Consider the following 17148-nt stretch of genomic DNA (forward strand, 5'->3'; position numbering starts at 1 on the left):
CGCGATGGATAAACTCAACCGCGAAATGGATGAACAGCTCAAGCGCCGGGTGGCCGACCTGGCTTCCCACAACGACGAGACCGGCGACGGCAAGCTGGACGCCGCCGACCTGAAAGCCCAGCTCAACCGCATCGAGGCCCAGCTGGAACTGCAGGACCGGCAGAACCGCAACATCATGCGCAACCAGCGTCTGCGGATGCTGCTCACCGTGGTGGTAACACTGGTGCTGCTCATCGCCCTGGGCGTCTTCTGGTACTATGCCAGTGACGCCTACACCCAGGTCATGCAGTCCACCACCCATCTGAACCAGCTGGCCGAGACGCTGCAGAAGAGTCTGGGCACCGTGGACCCCGAGGCGCTGGATTCCATGATGCAGGACCTGCCCGAGATCACCGAGCAGCTCAAGCGCATCGACACCGACGCCCTCAACCAGGTGCTGGACGGTCTGCCCACCCTGATGGATAACGTCAACAAACTGCAGCAGCAGGTGGAGGCCATTGCCGGCCTCTTCAACGGCCTGGGAACGGTCTTCCGCTCCTGACCGGGAAACTGAATACAACAACAAACCGGGGCGCAGGAAATTCCTGCGCCCCGGTTCGCACTGTGCACCGTCCGGTGCTCAGCGCTGGCGATAGCTCTGGCAGTAATGCGGGTTGTCGATGCCCTGGGTGCCGTTGTCGGAATGCTCGGTGATCTTGATCGCATCCAGATTGCAGGTGCAACCGTTCTGGTTGTACGCGCAGGAGCAGACATCACAGGTAACATTGGTGTTCTCCATCTTGGCTCACCTCCTTGTCCCCTAGTATGGCCCACCCCGGACAATTTTATGCGCCCATGCCTTGCACTGCCCGCCCTGCCTGTGGTATACTCCCTGTAAGGGACGCAACCCGTCCCGCGGAGGTAACCCTGTATGAATCTTGGAAGTATCCTGGTTCTTGTCGTCATCTTTGTGCTGCTGGCGCTGGCGATTCTTTTCATCAGCCAGAACGGCGGCTGGCAGGGCGGCTGCGGCGGCAACTGCGCCAGCTGCCACCATAAATGCGCCGACCCCAAACCCAAAGACGACTCCAAAACCTGAAACCACCCTCCCCCGTCCGGGGGAGGGCTTTTTGCTGTCCGCCTTGCACAAATGCCCAAAAAAGGGTATACTATATTATGTATATCAACTGGCAGGAGGGGTTGCGATGAAGGCCGATCGGTATCGCTTTGACGGCACCCACCCGTGCGATCTGCGGGCACTGCCCTGCGACGGCAAACGGGATGATCTGGACAAACAGAAGATTCTGGAAAAGACTGCCCGCAACCTGCAGGAGATGGCCGCCTTACAGGACGGCCTGTATGCCGACGGCCGCGAGGGGGTCATTTTTGTGCTGCAGGCCCTGGACGCCGCCGGCAAGGACAGCACCATCAAGCATGTGATGGGCGGGCTCAATCCCCAGGGCGTGCAGGTGACCAGCTTCAAGCAGCCCGGCAGCGAGGAACTCAGCCACGATTACCTGTGGCGCATCCACAAGGCGCTGCCGCCCCGGGGGTCCATCGCCATCTTCAACCGCAGCTACTACGAGGACGTGCTGGTGGTGCAGCTCCACGATCTGCAGAACACCTACAAGCTGCCGCCCCGCACGCTGGATGAGGGCAAGAAGGCCTTCTTTGAGAAGCGCTATCGCCAGATCCGCCACTACGAGGAATACCTGTACGACAACGGCTACCGCATCGTCAAGATGTTCCTCCATGTCTCCAAGGATGAGCAGCGCAAACGATTTCTGGAGCGCATCGAGAATCCCGCCAAGAACTGGAAGTTTTCGATGAGCGACGTGAAGGAACGGGCCTATTTCGAGGAATACCTGGGCCTGTACCAGGACGTGATCAACGCCACCGCCACCAAAGAAAGCCCCTGGTACGCCCTGCCGGCCGACCAGAAGTGGTATACCCGGTATCTGGTCAGCGAGATCGTGGTGGACACGCTGCGCCGCAGCTGCCACGACTATCCCCGGCTGCGGGAGGATGCCAGGGCGGAACTGAAAGACTGCCGCACCCGGCTGGAAGCGGAGGAATAAACATGGCTCCCATTCGTGTATTGCAGGTCATGCCCGCCATGGACGCGGGCGGCATGGAGACCTTCGTGATGAACGTCTACCGTGCCATCGACCGGGAACAGGTACAGTTTGATTTTCTGTACCACTATAATAAATCCTGCTTTTTTGACGACGAGATCGCCTCGCTGGGCGGCCGGATCTTCAAGACCACCGTCCGGCAGGACAACAACCTGCCCCGCTATCTGCGGGAACTGCGGCAGCTGTTTGCCGCCCACCCCGAATGGCGCATCCTGCACGGCCATTACAGCGGCTTCGGCATGTTCTACAACACGGTGGCCCGCCGGGCTGGTATCCCCGTGCGGGTGGGCCACAGCCACAACACCGCCTACGAGCACAACCTGGTGGGGCTGCTGGACCGGCTGATGAGCCTGCGGTTTTCCGCCGGGCTGACCGACCGCTTTGCCTGCAGCGAACTGGCCGGCAAAATGCTCTTCGGCAACGCCCCCTTCACAGTGCTGCCCAACGGCATCGACACCGCCCTGTTCGCCGCCCGTGACCCCCAGCGACGCGCCCTGCTGCGCGGGGACCTGGGTGTGGCGGACAATGAGATCCTCTTCGGCCATGTGGGCCGTTTTACCGCCCAGAAGAACCATCCGGGTCTTCTGCGCATCTTCGCGGCGGTGCGCAAGCGGCTGCCCAAAGCCCGGCTGGTATTGCTGGGCGGCGGCCCCGCCCCTTACATAGAACAGATGCAGGCGCTGGCCCGGGAACTGAACCTGGGGGACAGCGTGATCTTTGCCGGTGTGCGCAGCAACATCCAGGGCTTTTACGATGCCATGGACGCCTTTTTGCTGCCCAGCCTCTTTGAGGGGCTGCCGGTGGTGCTGGTGGAAGCCCAGACTGCGGGCCTTCCCTGCTTTGTGTCGGATACCATCGACCGCGGGGCAGCCTTCACCGACCGGGTGCGCTTCCTGCCGCTGCAGGACCCCGACGCCTGGGCCGGTGCCATCGCAGCGGCCAGCTTCCGCCGGGACCCCCACGCCCGCCAGAAGGCACTGGACGCGGGCTACGACATCCACACCAGCGCGGCCATTCTGCAGGAATTCTACCTGCGGCGTTATGCGGAGGTGACATCATGACCTCCGATACGCCCCGCTGCGAGATTGCCGTCATTGTGCCGGTGCACAACGCCGAGACCTTCCTGCCGGACTGCCTCAACGCGCTGGCGGACCAGCGGTTCGACGATTTCCGCTGCATCCTGGTGGACGACGGCTCCACCGATTCTTCCCCGTCCCTCTGCGACGACATGACCCTCAACGATCCCCGTTTTCTCGTGATCCACCAGCCCCAGAGCGGGGTCAGCGCCGCCCGGACGGCCGGTATGCGCAAGGCCCGGGAGCTGGGTGCCATCTGGTTTGCCTTCTGCGATGCGGACGACTGCTACCACCCGGATTTTCTGCGCACGCTGCACGCGGCGGCCCAGGACGCGGCCCTGCCCCTGGCCTGCTGCCGGTACGATACCTTCACCGACACGCCGCCCGCCGGGACGGCTGCGCCGGAGGACTACCGTGTTTTTCCCGCGCCCCAGCATCTGGAGGCGCTGCTCCACGACCACGCCGTGGACTACGGCCTGTGGAACAAGCTCTATGCCGCCGGACTGCTCACCGAAGCCATGCTGGACAACGACCTGGCCTACAACGAGGACCTGCTGGCCAACTGGCAGGCCTTTCTGCGGGCGCCCGGCTGCGCCTTCTGCGACTTTGCGGGCTACCATTACCGCCAGCACGCCGACAGCGCCACCCACCGCGCCCTGCCGCCCCAGAGCCTGGACGACCAGCGCCGGGCGGCGGCCACCATCCGGGGCAGCGTGCCCGAACAATGGCCGGAACTGCAGCAGTCCGCCAATGCCTTTTACTATGAGAAGCTGGTGTATCTGGCCAGCATGATCCTGCGCCGGGCGGACGCCGACGACTACCGCGTCCAGCTGGGCGAGCTGAACATCGGCATCACCGCCGGGCTGCGGGACCCCCAGCTGGGCCGCAACCCCAAGCTGCCTTTTGCCATCCGGGTGGCCGCCTGGGCCACCGTGCGGATGCCCAAACTGTGGCGGCGCATCTGCCGCAAATTCTTGAAGGACAGGCAATGACCCATGCGATTTCTGCTGATTCTTGACCGGGTGGAGAACCCGGCCAGCGCCAACGCCCTGCTGGGCTGCCGGCTGGCGGCCCAACTGCTGGCCCAGGGCCACTGCGTCCATCTTTTGGAACTGTGGGACGGCCTGCATACGCCGCCCGCGCCCCCCGAGGGTACCGTCCAGCACACGCTGGCCTTTGCCGACGAACGGCTCATGAACACCGCCCTGGAAAACGGCGTCCGGGGCGGCACGCCGGTGCCGCTGCGGCTGCTGCGGCTGGCCGCCCATCCCACCGCGGTGGCGGCGGCCTTCCGGCAGCTGGTCCTGCATGCCCCCCGCCGCACGGTGGACAGCCGCCGTGCCGTGGAACGGCTGGATGCACAGTTTCATTTTGACGCGGTCTGTGCCGTCTGCGCGCCCTACCGCACGGCCTTTGCGCTGGAAGGGGCCCGCATCGGCGGCAAAAAGCTGCTTTGGCAGCTGGACCCCTACGCCAGCAACCGGGATTACACCGCGCCGGGCGGTTTTGCCCGGGAGGGCCAGCTGCTGGAGGCGGTGGACGGTACCTTCGTCACGCCCCAGGCCATGCCCGACTACACCGGCGGCCCCCTGAGCCCCTGGCGCAGCAAGGTGCACCTGCTGGGGTTCCCGGTGCTGCTGCCCGCCCCCGAAACGCCCGCCCATACCGGGACGCGGTGTGTTTTCTGCGGCAGTTTGTACCCCACCGTGCGGGAGCCGGATTTTGCGCTGGAACTGTTCTGCCGCCTGAATGCCCACGACCTGACCCTGACCATGGCGGGGGGCGGCTGGCAGCGCTTTGCCGCCCAGGCCGAGCGGACCGCCACTGTATTGAAAGACCGTTTTGTCCGCCCCGGCCCGCTGCCGCCCGCCGATGCCGCGGCCCTGGAAACCGGCGCCGACATTCTGCTCAGCCTGGGCAACGCCTACGACAACCAGATGCCCAGCAAGCTGTTCAGCTACTTTGGCACCGGCAAGCCGGTGCTGCACTTGGCCGTCAGCGAGACCGACCCCACCCTGCCCTATCTGGCCCGCTACCCGCTGGGACTGGTGCTGCAGAAAAAGGACGGCGTGACGCCGGAGGTTCTGGACCGGCTGTCCCGCTGGCTGGCGGAGGTTGCGGGCCAGCGGCTGCCCTACGAGCAGGTGGCCGCCCTCTACCCGGAATTCACACCCCAACAGGTGGCACGGGATTTTCTGGCCGCCCTGTCATAAACCACGAAAGGAGTGCCCGCCATGCACGTGCTTTGGCTCGTGAGCATGACGTTGCCCCAGGCCGCCCTGGCCTGCGGGCTGTCCCACGCCAGCGATGTCAGCGGCGGCTGGCTGACCGGCCAGCTGACCGCCCTGCGCGGCCAAGCCGATCTGCAGCTGACCGTCGCCTGTGTGAACGGCCAGTGCAAAGAGGCCTTGTGCGGGGAACACGGCGGTGTGACCTACCGCATCTTGCCGGGCGGGGGGGATTTTTCCCGGCTGCTGCAAGCGGTTCACCCCGACCTTGTGCATATCTGGGGCACCGAATATGCAGCGGCGGCCGCCATGGACCAGGCGGCCCGGGCGCTGCAGCTGCCGGTGCTGGTGGGCATCCAGGGCATCATGGAGGACTGTGCAGCCCATCTCTGTGACGGGGTGCCGGAAGCTTATCTCCACTCCACCCCGCTGGACCGGGCGCTGGACCGGCTGATTCCCGGGGCCCTGCTGGACAAACTCCAATCCAACTTTGACGCCCTGGCCCGCAGCGAGGCCGCCCTGCTGGGTACGGCCCGCCACGTCACCGGCCGCACCGGCTTTGACCGCCGGGCGGTGGAACGGCTGGCCCCCCTGGCCCGGTATTACCCCTGCAACGAGACGCTGCGCCCGCTGTTTTATGAAGGGCCGCTGTGGCAGCCCAGGGATTTCGGCCGCGGGCCGGTGGTGCTGCTCTCCCAGGGGAATTACCCTCTCAAAAATCTGCACACCGTACTCCAGGCCATGCCCACCATTCTGCAGCGCTGGCCCGACGCCCGGCTGCGCATCGCCGGCTGGCCGCCCCTGGACAAAGGGCCGCTGCTGCGGCCGCTGATCGCCCGGCTCTTCCCCTACCAGCGGTACTGCCGCCGGCTGGCCGAGGCCCTGGGGGTGGCCGGTCACATTAAGTACACCGGGCCGCTGGACGCCGCCGCCATGCGCCAGGCCTATCTGGACGCCGACCTTTTCCTGCTGCCCTCCTCCAGCGAGAACAGCCCCAACAGTCTGGGGGAAGCCATGCTGCTGGGTCTGCCCTGTGTGGCCAGCCGGGCGGGCGGCATCCCCGACATGCTCACCGACGGCACCGAGGGCCGGCTGTACGGCCAGGCGCTGGATGCCGACGGCCTGGCCCGCACCGTCACGGCGGTACTCTCCGCCCCGGACAGCGGCGCCGCCCTGGGGCAGGCTGCCCGCCGCCGGGCGCTGCACACCCATGACCCAGCCGCCAACGCCGACGCGCTGTGCGGCATCTACCAGACCATTCTGCAGGAGGACGCCCGGTGAAAGTCAGTGTCATTATCCCCTGTTACCGTGCCGAGGCCACTTTGCGCCGGGCGGTGGCCAGCGCGCTGGAAGGCGCCCCCGCCGACCTGCAGCTGCTGCTGGTGGAGGACGGCAGTCCCGACGGGACGGGTGCCCTCTGCGACCAGCTGGCCGCCGGGGATGCCCGCATCACCGCCCTGCACCGGCCCAACGGCGGCGCCGGCGCGGCCCGCAACACCGGCCTGGAAGCTGCCCAGGGGGACTGGGTGCTCTTTCTGGACGCCGACGATGAACTGCTGCCCGGCCTCTGGGCGGCACTGGACGCCCTGCCCGTCACCGACGAGGCGATGATCCTCTTCGGTTTGCAGCGGGCCAGCACCGGCGAATCGGTCACGGTAGCCCCCCTGGCCGAGGGCCGGTACGAGGGCCTGGCCGCCCTGGAGCCCCGCCTTTCGGCGCTGCTGTTCGACACCGGACTGCTGGCGGCCCCCTACCCCAAACTGTTCCGCCGCTCCGCCATCGGGGCGCTGCGCTTTGACGAAAACCTCAAAATCAACGAGGATGTCCTTTTTAACATACTTTTTTTACAAAAAACGACTGCCATTTATTGCCTGCGTGGTGTATACTATAAGCAAAATGATGTGGGCAGCGGCAGTTTGTCCCGCTCCCTGCGGGGCGATCTGCTGGACGCCGAGGCGGTGACCCGCCCGGCCCTGGAAGTACTGCTGCGGCAGAACGGTCTGGACCCGGCGCCCTATCTGTATACCAGCCGGGTGCGGGCCTGCCTCAACCAGTACGGTCTGCTCACCGGCTGCCGGGGCAGCCTGTCCTTCGGGGCACGCCGGGCACTGTTCGCCCGCATCCTTAAAGACCGGGATGCCCGCGCCGCCCTCACCGCGCGGCTGCGCCGGGACCCCAACCGCCTGCTGGCCATTCCCTACCGCATCGGCGTGGCCTGCCGCTGGCCGGGCTTTCTGGCCGCCTACACACTGGCCAAACAACGATTTCTGTGACCAAGGAGCACCCCATGGGCAAATCCCCCACAATCAGCATCGTCTCCACCGTGTACAACACACAGCCCTTCCTGGAACAGGCTGTGCGCAGTATTCTGGCCCAGACCTTCCCGGATTTTGAGCTGCTGCTCATCGACGACGGCAGCTCGGACGATTCGGGACGTATTTGTGACGCGCTGGCGGCGGAGGATGCCCGCATCCGGGTGTTCCACCAGGCCAACGGAGGTCCTGCCAGCGCCCGCAACAAGGGGCTGGACAACGCCCGCGGCCGCTACATCGGGTTTGTGGATTCCGACGATGTCATCGAGCCCACCATGTACGAGGTGCTCTACCGGGCCGTGCAGGCGCCCGGCGTGCGGCTGGCCGCCTGCAGCGGCGACTGCATCGACGAGGCCGGCCGTCCCCTGCCGGGACGGCGGGTGGCCATCCGGGAGCACGGCATCCGCCCCGCCGAGGAACTGCTGCTGGAAACTTTCCAGACCGGCAGCTACTACGGGCCGCTGAGCTGGAACAAGCTGTTTGATCTGCGGCTGTTCCGGGACAAGGGCATCCACTACGATGAAACGATGCTCTTCGGGGATGACGCCAGCGTGCTGCACCGCGTCTTTGAGGGCGAGCAGTGCAACTGCCTGCCCGACATTCTGTATCATTACCGCACCCGCGCCGGGCAGATCACCAGCACCGCCACCTTTTCGCCACGCAAGCTGGACGATCTGCGGATGTACTGGGACTGGCTGCAATACTTTGCCAGCCGTCCGGGGCGGGAGGAATACCGCCGATGGGCCACCGTATGGTACTGGCGGGTGTTTTATCAGTTCTGGTGCCAGTCCGGCGCAGCCGGAAACCTGGCCGAACTGAAACCGAAATTCAAGGCCCACAAAAAGCATCTGGACGCCGTACTGCCGGACCTTGTGCGCAGCTCCCTGCTGCCCGCCGGTGAAAAGCTGCGTGCCGTCTTGTTTTGCGCCAACCCCGGTGCGCTGTATGCCGCAGCCTCCGCCTGGGGACGCCTGGCCGCAAAAAGAGGAAGGGGAATTGATTGATGGAGCGTATTGCAATCAGCGTGATCGTACCGATCTACAACACCAAAAAGTATCTGGAGGAATGCCTGGACAGCATTCTGGCCCAGGATTTCCAGGAACCCTATGAGGTGTTGCTGGTGGACGACGGTTCCACCGACGGCTGCTCCGACATCTGCGACGCCTACGCCGCCAGGGACAGCCGTGTGCGGGTCTTCCACCAGGAGAATCAGGGCCTTTCCGCCGCGCGCAACACCGGCATTGATGCCGCCCACGGCCGCTACTACGCCTTTGTGGATTCCGACGACGTGGTGCTGCCCGCCTACCTGCGCACGCTGTACAATGCCTGCGAGGAGCACGACGCCTATATGGCCCTGTGCGCCGTGGAGGATGTGCAGGAAAACGGCGAGAGCTGCGTGCCGCCCCACTCCACCCATCCCGCCCAGGAGGGTGTTTTCTGCGGCAAGGACCTGCTGAACGAGTTCTACACCCCCAACGGCACCGTCTACACCGTGGCGTGGAACAAGCTCTACCGCGCCGAGGTGTGGAAGCTGCTGCATTATCCCGAAGGCCGCCTGCACGAGGACGACTTTGTGGCCCACCGCCTGTTCTGGCGCTGCGACAAGGTGGTCTGTGTGGACACCATTCTCTACCATTACCGGCTGAGCAGCGGCAGCATCTGCCGTTCCTCCATCAAGCCGGAGGCCTTCGATGCCGTGGACGGTCTGGCGGACCGCTACCGCTTCTATGTGGAGAACAACGCCGACCGATCGGTGATCGATTCCGCCTATGCGGCCTGCTGGCGGCGGTATCTGTTCCTCTGCGCCAAGGTGCGGCAGAACCCCACCCCCCAGCTGGTGAAGGCCATCAGCAAGGAGCAGTTCCTCATGCAAGGGCTCATCAGCTACCTGCCCAACTGCCGCCACATGAAGATGACCGAGAAACTTTCGGCCGCGCGCTGGTCCATGATGAGCGCCGAGAGCCTTTGCCCCATCAAGAAGTAAAGATGCCCGGTTTGCGGGCAAATCCATCACAGAAGGAGCCGACCGTTGGCCATCCTGAGACCCGATAAAGACAAGGAAAAGAACAAGCGTCCCCGCGTGCTGCTGGTGCCGCCCCCCGATCTGCCGGTTCCGGCGGTGCAGGGCGGCGCCGTGGAGACCCTTCTGACCCATCTGATCCGCGAAAACGAGCGGGAGGGCCAGCTGGATCTGCTCTGCACCAGCGTTCCCGACGAAGCCGCCCGCCGCGCCGCCGAGGGACTTAAGCACACCAAGATGCTCTATATTCCCCGGCCCCACGGCCATCGCCGGTACTGGCCCATGGTGTTTGTGGAGCGCTGCCTGGGCATTGCGGCCCCCTACGACCCCTGGTACCAGAAGGTACAGCTCTCGCTGGCGCTGGAGCCCCCCGGCCCCGACCTCATCGTGGCGGAGGGTGGCAACCTGACCCAGTGCAGCGCTATCAGCCGGATGTTCGGCCGCAAGCGGTGCCTGGCCCATCTTCACGGGCAGACCGCCTGCAGCCCCGTCATGGACACCATCTACGGCGGCATTCTGGCGCTGAGCGAATTCATCCGGGAAGACTATCTCAAGACCAGCACGCTGGACCCCAAGCGCGCCTATATCTGGTACAACTGTGTGGACACCAAACGGTTCCGCCCCGGTCCCCCGCCGCTGGCGCTGCGCACCCGGCTGGGCTTCGGTGACCGGGACTTTGTGGTGCTCTTCTGCGGGCGCCTCGACCCCGACAAGGGCATCCACAAGCTGATGGAGGCCCTGGCCCTGCTGCCGGTGCCCCAGATCAAACTGCTGATCGTGGGCAGTCCCTTCTTCGGCCGCACCCAGCAGAGCAGCTTCCTGCGCCGGCTGGAACAGCAGGCCCGCGCCCTGGGCAACCGGGTCCAGTTCACCGGCTACATCCCCAACGAGGACCTGCCCGACTACTACCGGCTGGCCGATCTGGTCTGTGTGCCCACCCTGGTGGAGGAGGCCGCCGGTCTGGTGGCCGTGGAGGCCATGGCCTGCGGCCGCCCCGTGCTGGCCACCCGCAGCGGCGGCATGCCGGAGTACCTGGAAGGCAGCCAGGCCGTGCTGGTGGAACGGGGCGACAACATCGCCGACCAGCTGGCCTGGAGCATCCGCATGCTCTATGAACACCCCGCCCTCTGTGCCGAGATGGGCGCCGCCGGGACCAAGCGGGCGCAGGATTTCTCGGTGGAGCGGTATTACAAGGAATTTGTCCGCATCGTGCAGGATGTACTGCAGAACGGAGGTGCCCTATGAGCCAGGCTGCGATCTGCGTTGTGGTGCCGGTCTACCGCGCCGAGGCCACCCTGGACCGCTGTGTGCAGAGCATTCTCTCCCAGCAGGTGGAGGGCGGTGTCCGCTGCGTATTGGTGGACGACGGCAGCCCCGATGCCTGCGGCGCCATGTGCGACGGCTGGGCCGCCCGGGACGACCGGGTACAGGTCATCCACCAGGATGACTGCGGTGTGTCCAGCGCCCGCAACGCGGGGATGGCCGCCGCTGACAGCAAATATCTGGTTTTCCTGGACTCCGACGATGCGCTGCGCCCCGGCGCCCTGCAGGCCGCTCTGGACGCCCAGAACGCTGCCCCCGGGGATTTTATCCTGTGGCACTACACCACCCGCCAGGAGGACGAAACCCCCGTTTGCAGCGAGGCTTCGCCCCGTCCCCGGCAGGCGCTGGCCTCCCTCTGGCTGGACTGTCTGCTGGCCATGCCCTGGAACAAGCTCTACCGCACCGACCTGGCACAGCGGGTAAAGTTCAACACGCAGTATACTTTGGGTGAAGATTTACAATTTGTACTGGATTACATCGCCCTGCTGGCCGCTGAGACCCCGGATTTTGCCTACCGGGTGGTGGAAAGTCCGCTGACCTTCTACGATTGCAGCCGCACCGGCACGCTGTCCACCAAGTACCACGCCAACTACTGCGAGATCTGGCCCCAGCATTTTGCCAAGCTGAACGCTGCCTGCCAGGCCGCCCGGTGTCCGGCGGAGGACCTGCGCCAGCTGCACCGCGCCGAACTGACGGTCTTTGCGGAAGGGGTGGCGGACATCCTGCGCCGTGACCCGGCCCCTTTGTCCGGCATCCGCCAGGACAAGGCCGCCGCCGCACTGCGCACCCCCTGGCTGCGGGCTTTGCTGGACCAGATGCGCGCCGAGCGCTGCTACAGCGCCTACTATCTCCCCTGCCGCTGGCGCAGCACCCGGCTGGTGTATGCCCTGGCGGAAGCCAAGCGCACCGGTTCGCCGCTGTACGGCAAACTGGACTGGGCCGGCTACTACCTGCTGCTGGGCCGCCTGAGCCGCAGCTGAACACTCCCCTTACAACCAATCACGCCCTTGCCGTTTGCGCGGCAGGGGCGTTTTGCGTATGGGCATAAAAATGCCCCACCGTCCGGAGCAGAAAACGGTGGGGTTGGCAGCAGACCGCTTACAAAGCGCAGAGCAAGACGCCAAAACGGAGGCGCGGTCCGCAAGGTTCAGAAGCCCGGTCCGGCAGAGGCGCGCCGGTGGCTTCAGGTTGGTTATGGTTAGTTATTTCTAACCACGTGTATACTCTACCATAAAACCAGGAATTTGTCAACCATATAACGAAATTTTTTCGGTCATTCCTGGGGAGCGTCGGGGTAGTCCCGCACATGCAGAAGGTCTTCCGCCGTGCTGACTTCCTCCTCGGTGGGCACCCGCACGCCGTCCAGCGGGTACGGAATGCCCAGGTTCTGCCACTTGAACAGGCCCAGGGTATGGTAGGGCAGAATCTCCACACGGCGCACCGTGGGCAGCGTCTTGATGAAGGCGTCCAGCTGCCGCAGTCCGTCGGCGTCATCGGTCAGGCCCGGCACCAGCACATGGCGGATCCACAGCGGCACGCCGTGGTCGGCCACATACCGGGCCATGGCCAGAATGTTCTGGTTGGTGTGGCCGGTGAGCGCCTTGTGCTTATCGTCGTCGATCTCCTTGAGGTCGAGGATCACCAGGCTGGTGTTTTCCAGCATAGCGTCAAACCGGCGCATCCAGTCGGCATTGTCCGGCGCAAAGGGCTGGCCGCTGGTGTCCAGCGCCGTGTGGACGCCCTTGGCCCGGGCCAGGCGGAACACCTCGCTGACGAAATCCATCTGGAGCAGCGGTTCCCCGCCGCTGATGGTCAGGCCGCCGTTGTCCCGCCAGTAGTTGCGGTAGCGCAGGGCTGCCGCAAAGGCCTCCTGGGGCGTTTTTTCGGTGTCCCGGGTGAAGGCCCAGGTCTCGGGGTTGTGGCAGTACTGGCACCGCATGGCGCAGCCCTGCAAAAAGATGATATACCGTACCCCCGGCCCGTCCACCAGGCCGAAGGTCTCCACCGAGTGGACGTATCCCTTGCATTCTTGTTGTGACATCTTGGTTGGCTCCTTTTACAAAAAGATCCGCGGCCACAGGGCAGCCGCGGATCTTGGTACATCAATTCAGCTGATTACAGCACCTTGTGGCAGGTACGGGCAATGACATCCAGCTGCTGCTCGCGGGTCAGGTCGATGAACTTGACCGCGTAGCCGGAAACACGGATGGTGAAGTTGGCGTACTCTTCCTTCTCGGGATGCTCCATGGCGTCGATCAGCTTCTCCTTGCCGAAGACGTTGACGTTCAGGTGATGGGCACCCTGATCGAAGTAGCCGTCCATGACCTGGACCAGGTTCACCACACGCTCCTGCTCGCTGTGACCCAGGGCGTCGGGGCTGATGGTCTGGGTGTTGGAAATGCCGTCCAGCGCCCAGTGGTAGGGCAGCTTGGCCACCGAGTTCAGGCTGGCCAGCAGGCCGTGGGTCTCGGCACCATAGCTGGGGTTGCCGCCGGGGGCAAACGGAGTGTATGCCTTGCGGCCGTCCGGCATGGCGCCGGTGGCCTTGCCGTACACCACGTTGGAGGTGATGGTCAGGATGGAGGTGGTGGGCTCGGAATTACGGTAGGTGTGGCGGCGCTTGATCTTCTCAATGAAGGTGCGCAGCAGATTCACCGCGATGTCGTCGGCGCGGTCATCGTCGTTGCCGTACTTGGGGAAGTCGCCCTCGATCTCGTAGTCGGTGACCAGGCCCTGCTCATTGCGGATGCACTTGACCTTGGCGTACTTGATGGCGCTCAGGGAGTCCACCACATGGCTGAAGCCCGCAATGCCGGTGGCAAAGGTGCGGCGCACGTCGGTGTCGATGAGGGCCATCTCGGCGGCTTCGTAGTAGTACTTGTCGTGCATATACTGGATGAGGTTCAGGATGTTGACGTACAGACCGGCCAGCCAGTCCATCATCACATCATACTTCCGGATGACCTCGTCGTAGTCCAGATACTCGCTGGTGATGGGCGCGTAGTGGGGACCCACCTGCTCGCCCAGCTTCTCGTCCACGCCGCCGTTGATGGCGTACAGCAGGCACTTGGCCAGGTTGGCGCGGGCGCCGAAGAACTGCATCTCCTTGCCGGTCTGGGTGGCAGACACGCAGCAGCAGATGGAGTAGTCATCGCCCCAGACCGGCTTCATGACATCGTCGTTCTCATACTGGACCGAGGAGGTCTTGATGGAGATGCGGGCGGCGTAGTCCTTGAAGGTCTTGGGCAGGGCGGAAGAATAGAGCACCGTGATGTTGGGTTCCGGCGCGGGGCCCATGTTCTCCAGCGTGTGCAGGAAGCGGAAGTCGGTCTTGGTGACCATGGAACGGCCATCCATACCGATGCCGGCCACTTCCAGGGTGGCCCAGACGGGGTCGCCGCTGAACAGCTGGTTGTAGCTGGGGATGCGGGCAAACTTGACCATGCGGAACTTCATGACCAGATGGTCGATGAGCTCCTGGGCCTGCTCCTCGGTGAGAATACCGCGCTCCAGGTCACGCTGGATGTAGATATCCAGGAAGGTGGAGACACGGCCCACGCTCATGGCCGCGCCGTTCTGGGTCTTGATGGCGGCCAGGTAGCCGAAGTAGAGCCACTGGACCGCTTCCTTGGCGTTGGCGGCGGGCTGGGAAATGTCGTAGCCGTAGGCGGCGGCCATCTCCTTCATGCCCTTGAGGGCGTTGATCTGCAGGGCCAGCTCCTCACGCTGACGGATCACATCGTCCAGCATGGTGCCGTCGCCGCAGTTGGCGAAGTCGTTCTGCTTTTCCTTGATCAGGAAGTCGATGCCGTACAGCGCCACGCGGCGGTAGTCGCCCACGATGCGGCCGCGGCCGTAGGTGTCGGGCAGACCGGTGACGATGTGGCTGTGGCGGGCCTTGCGCATCTCGGGGGTATAGGCATCAAACACCGCCTGATTGTGGGTGCGGGTGTATTGGGTGAAGATCTCATGCAGCTTGGGGCTGGGCGTGTAGCCGTAGGTGGTGCAGGCCTGCTCCGCCATCTTGATGCCGCCGTAGGGCATGAAGGCGCGCTTCAGGGGCTTGTCGGTCTGCAGGCCGACGATCTGCTCCAGGTCCTTCAGTTCGGGGTCGATATAGCCGGGGCCGTAGGCCGTCAGGCCGGAAACCACCTCGGTCTCCATATCCAGAACGCCGCCCTTGGCACGCTCCTCCTTCTGCAGGACCTGCAAAGCGCCCCACAGCTTGTTGGTTGCCTCGGTCGGGCCGGCGAGGAAGCTCTCGTCGCCGTCGTAGGGTTTATAGTTCTTCTGAATGAAGTCACGGGTGTTGACTTCTTCCTTCCAGATGCGGCCTTCAAAGCCTTCCCACTGCTTGAAATCTGTCATAACGTACTCCTTCTGTTGGTCACTGTCCATATGTGGTGTATGCGCAGATATTATGATACCATATCTGCAAAAAAACGCAAGTGGTAATTTGCCAATTTCCGGCAGGCATTGCCCTCCCGTTTTTTATATCATACCAATATTCTATAGTTTTGTATGTTGTCAGGGCAACGTTTTTGCCCCTCGGATGCCATGGCTGAATCCGGAGGCGCCGGAAGTTAGTATACACTAACTTTCAAAAGTATGCTACCACATCCCCGCGCCCTTGTCAAGCCCGGGCAGACAAAAAGCGGCGGCCCCTTCCCTTGAGGAAAGGACCGCCGAAAATTCAGAAAAAGAGAAAATGATAGGTGGCAATGGGGATGTTGTAGGATTTGCCCTCCATCAGCAGCACCAGGAAGCATAACCCGCTGATGACATGCCATGCCAGCGCCGCACCGCACAGGCCCAGGCGAAGGCCCAGATACCCTTCCCGGGTCCCTGCCTTCCAGGCCGTACAGCTGCGCAGCCACACCGACACCGATTCCAGCAAAAACAGCCAATAGCAGATGAAAGGCCCCCACCACAGGTTGGCGTGGTACAGCCGCTCGCCGCTTTCCACCAGCAGCAGCGCTTCCGCCATGGCCACACCGAACACCAGCAGGCTGAACCGATAGCGGAAGCCGGACCAGGCCCGGTGCCCCAGCAATATGCCCACCGCCGCCACAAACACAAGGGAGCGCACCAGCCCCAGGAGGGCCGCCTCGTTGAAGGGCCCCCACAGCATGGCGTGGCGGTCAAAGTCCACCGTGAAGATCAGCTTCATGCCGCTGTCCGCCTCGGCAAACAGCACGTTGGCCTGGATCAGGCAGAGGGCGATGCTGGGCAGCACGCTGCAGCCCATGATCACTTCCTGCCACAGGTTCCGGCCGCGGGTGCGCACCAGATCGGCGATGAGCAGCAACAGCAGTGCCGGAGCAAAGGCGAAGACCAGGCTGGCCTTGAAGCTGGTGGCCACCGTGAGCAGCACCGTGTAGACCAGCCAGGCCCGCAGGTCCAGCTTGCCGGTCATGCTGCGCCAGGCCCGGTAGAAGGCCAGCACCGCCAGCAGGGCAAAGGGGGCCAGCATGATGTAGGTGGTGTTGTGATAGACCGTGCCGATGATGGTGCCCTGGTACCAGTAGCCGCCCCGGGGAATCCATACCGCCTGGGCCAGGTTGATGACAAGGCTGGCCAGCAGCCGGGCCGGACGGGACCAGGCGGGCACCGCCGGGCGCAGCGCCCGGGCAAAGAGGGCCACCGCGGCCAGGTGGAACAAAGCCAGCAGCACCGCGATGCCCCAGCGCCCGCCCAGGGCGTAGGCGGGACCGATGAGCAGTGAGGTGGTGGAGTAGATCATTCCTTCCCGGGCAAAGGCCAGGTGCTGCCCCAGATCGGAGGTATAGGGGTCGTTGCCGCCGCCCGGGGAGCAGAGCTGCTGGTAGTGCAGCCAGGCCATGGCCACGGCAAAGACCGCCATCGCCAGCAGGGACGCCGCCCACAGCCAGCGTTGTTTTGCAGTTTTGGACAAAAGGGTTCCTTCCCTTCCGGCGGCAAGCCGCCCGAAATTGTTTTGCGGGTAAAACCGTATTGTATAATGATACCATACCCTTGGCAAAACGCAAGTCCCCGGCCGCTTTTTGGGCAGGGACACCAAAAACAACCTATGAAGCACCGTGTTTTTTTGCTTGC

The 17148-nt window shown here is 64.1% G+C and carries 16 protein-coding genes; 12 read left to right on the plus strand and 4 right to left on the minus strand.

What is annotated here, in order from left to right; genetic code table 11:
• Positions 1–4 precede the first annotated feature (4 nt).
• The gene (locus tag ABGT73_RS08440; RefSeq protein ID WP_346669332.1) at positions 5–541 is read left to right on the plus strand and encodes a hypothetical protein; all 537 of its coding nucleotides are present in this window, start codon (positions 5–7) and stop codon (positions 539–541) included.
• 78 nt (positions 542–619) lie between these two features.
• On the opposite strand, the gene ABGT73_RS08445 is transcribed toward ABGT73_RS08440, so the two are convergent.
• Positions 620–778, minus strand: coding sequence for a DUF1540 domain-containing protein (locus ABGT73_RS08445; RefSeq protein ID WP_007047361.1), 159 nt, complete (start codon positions 776–778; stop codon positions 620–622).
• Between the two features lie 132 nt (positions 779–910).
• Between ABGT73_RS08445 and ABGT73_RS08450 the strand changes: the two genes are divergently transcribed.
• The 11 genes from ABGT73_RS08450 to ABGT73_RS08500 all read left to right on the plus strand — a co-directional run bounded on the left by ABGT73_RS08450 (position 911) and on the right by ABGT73_RS08500 (position 12053).
• Entirely contained in the window at positions 911–1078 is a 168-nt protein-coding gene (locus ABGT73_RS08450; protein ID WP_346669333.1) for a FeoB-associated Cys-rich membrane protein, read from the plus strand.
• Between the two features lie 106 nt (positions 1079–1184).
• Entirely contained in the window at positions 1185–2057 is an 873-nt protein-coding gene (locus ABGT73_RS08455; protein WP_346669334.1) for a PPK2 family polyphosphate kinase, read from the plus strand.
• Between the two features lie 2 nt (positions 2058–2059).
• Positions 2060–3175, plus strand: coding sequence for a glycosyltransferase (locus ABGT73_RS08460; RefSeq protein WP_346669335.1), 1116 nt, complete (start codon positions 2060–2062; stop codon positions 3173–3175).
• Entirely contained in the window at positions 3172–4182 is a 1011-nt protein-coding gene (locus ABGT73_RS08465) for a glycosyltransferase family 2 protein (protein WP_346669336.1), read from the plus strand. Before ABGT73_RS08460 ends, ABGT73_RS08465 begins: the two co-directional genes overlap by 4 nt.
• Positions 4183–4185: 3 nt before the next feature.
• Positions 4186–5403: a hypothetical protein gene (locus ABGT73_RS08470; RefSeq protein ID WP_346669337.1), complete on the plus strand. Its 1218-nt coding sequence runs from the start codon at positions 4186–4188 to the stop codon at positions 5401–5403.
• 21 nt (positions 5404–5424) lie between these two features.
• Positions 5425–6699: a glycosyltransferase gene (locus ABGT73_RS08475; RefSeq protein ID WP_346669338.1), complete on the plus strand. Its 1275-nt coding sequence runs from the start codon at positions 5425–5427 to the stop codon at positions 6697–6699.
• Positions 6696–7691 carry a glycosyltransferase family 2 protein gene (locus ABGT73_RS08480; RefSeq protein ID WP_346669339.1) on the plus strand — a complete coding sequence of 332 codons (996 nt, stop codon included), beginning with the start codon at positions 6696–6698 and terminating at the stop codon, positions 7689–7691. The genes ABGT73_RS08475 and ABGT73_RS08480 overlap by 4 nt, the downstream gene beginning before the upstream one ends.
• Before the next feature lie 14 nt (positions 7692–7705).
• Entirely contained in the window at positions 7706–8734 is a 1029-nt protein-coding gene (locus tag ABGT73_RS08485) for a glycosyltransferase (protein WP_346669340.1), read from the plus strand.
• Entirely contained in the window at positions 8734–9714 is a 981-nt protein-coding gene (locus tag ABGT73_RS08490; protein WP_346669341.1) for a glycosyltransferase, read from the plus strand. The genes ABGT73_RS08485 and ABGT73_RS08490 overlap by 1 nt, the downstream gene beginning before the upstream one ends.
• A gap of 45 nt (positions 9715–9759) precedes the next feature.
• Positions 9760–10995: a glycosyltransferase family 4 protein gene (locus ABGT73_RS08495; protein WP_346669342.1), complete on the plus strand. Its 1236-nt coding sequence runs from the start codon at positions 9760–9762 to the stop codon at positions 10993–10995.
• Positions 10992–12053: a glycosyltransferase family 2 protein gene (locus ABGT73_RS08500; protein ID WP_346669343.1), complete on the plus strand. Its 1062-nt coding sequence runs from the start codon at positions 10992–10994 to the stop codon at positions 12051–12053. The genes ABGT73_RS08495 and ABGT73_RS08500 overlap by 4 nt, the downstream gene beginning before the upstream one ends.
• Positions 12054–12346: 293 nt before the next feature.
• Here the strand turns inward: ABGT73_RS08500 and pflA are convergent, their stop codons facing one another.
• The 3 genes from pflA to ABGT73_RS08515 form a co-directional block, all read right to left on the minus strand.
• Positions 12347–13114 carry a pyruvate formate-lyase-activating protein gene (gene pflA, locus ABGT73_RS08505; protein WP_346669344.1) on the minus strand — a complete coding sequence of 256 codons (768 nt, stop codon included), beginning with the start codon at positions 13112–13114 and terminating at the stop codon, positions 12347–12349.
• 74 nt (positions 13115–13188) lie between these two features.
• Positions 13189–15441, minus strand: coding sequence for a formate C-acetyltransferase (pflB, locus tag ABGT73_RS08510; protein ID WP_346669345.1), 2253 nt, complete (start codon positions 15439–15441; stop codon positions 13189–13191).
• Positions 15442–15766: 325 nt separating this feature from the next.
• A complete protein-coding gene (locus ABGT73_RS08515; protein ID WP_346669346.1) occupies positions 15767–16987 on the minus strand; it encodes a hypothetical protein in 1221 nt (406 codons plus the stop codon).
• Between the last annotated feature and the right edge of the window lie 161 nt (positions 16988–17148).

It is taken from the genome of uncultured Subdoligranulum sp. (genome assembly GCF_963931595.1).
Taxonomy (GTDB): Bacteria; Bacillota; Clostridia; order Oscillospirales; family Ruminococcaceae; genus Gemmiger.

Bases quoted from the DNA above. Each gene is read 5' to 3' on its own strand.
- ABGT73_RS08470 (WP_346669337.1), top strand. From the start codon at position 4,186: ATGCGATTTCTGCTGATTCTTGACCGGGTGGAGAACCCGGCCAGCGCC.
- ABGT73_RS08485 (WP_346669340.1), top strand. From the start codon at position 7,706: ATGGGCAAATCCCCCACAATCAGCATCGTCTCCACCGTGTACAACACA.
- ABGT73_RS08475 (WP_346669338.1), top strand. From the start codon at position 5,425: ATGCACGTGCTTTGGCTCGTGAGCATGACGTTGCCCCAGGCCGCCCTG.
- pflB (WP_346669345.1), bottom strand. From the start codon at position 15,441: ATGACAGATTTCAAGCAGTGGGAAGGCTTTGAAGGCCGCATCTGGAAG.
- ABGT73_RS08465 (WP_346669336.1), top strand. From the start codon at position 3,172: ATGACCTCCGATACGCCCCGCTGCGAGATTGCCGTCATTGTGCCGGTG.
- ABGT73_RS08455 (WP_346669334.1), top strand. From the start codon at position 1,185: ATGAAGGCCGATCGGTATCGCTTTGACGGCACCCACCCGTGCGATCTG.
- ABGT73_RS08440 (WP_346669332.1), top strand. From the start codon at position 5: ATGGATAAACTCAACCGCGAAATGGATGAACAGCTCAAGCGCCGGGTG.
- ABGT73_RS08490 (WP_346669341.1), top strand. From the start codon at position 8,734: ATGGAGCGTATTGCAATCAGCGTGATCGTACCGATCTACAACACCAAA.
- ABGT73_RS08445 (WP_007047361.1), bottom strand. From the start codon at position 778: ATGGAGAACACCAATGTTACCTGTGATGTCTGCTCCTGCGCGTACAAC.
- ABGT73_RS08460 (WP_346669335.1), top strand. From the start codon at position 2,060: ATGGCTCCCATTCGTGTATTGCAGGTCATGCCCGCCATGGACGCGGGC.
- pflA (WP_346669344.1), bottom strand. From the start codon at position 13,114: ATGTCACAACAAGAATGCAAGGGATACGTCCACTCGGTGGAGACCTTC.
- ABGT73_RS08500 (WP_346669343.1), top strand. From the start codon at position 10,992: ATGAGCCAGGCTGCGATCTGCGTTGTGGTGCCGGTCTACCGCGCCGAG.
- ABGT73_RS08450 (WP_346669333.1), top strand. From the start codon at position 911: ATGAATCTTGGAAGTATCCTGGTTCTTGTCGTCATCTTTGTGCTGCTG.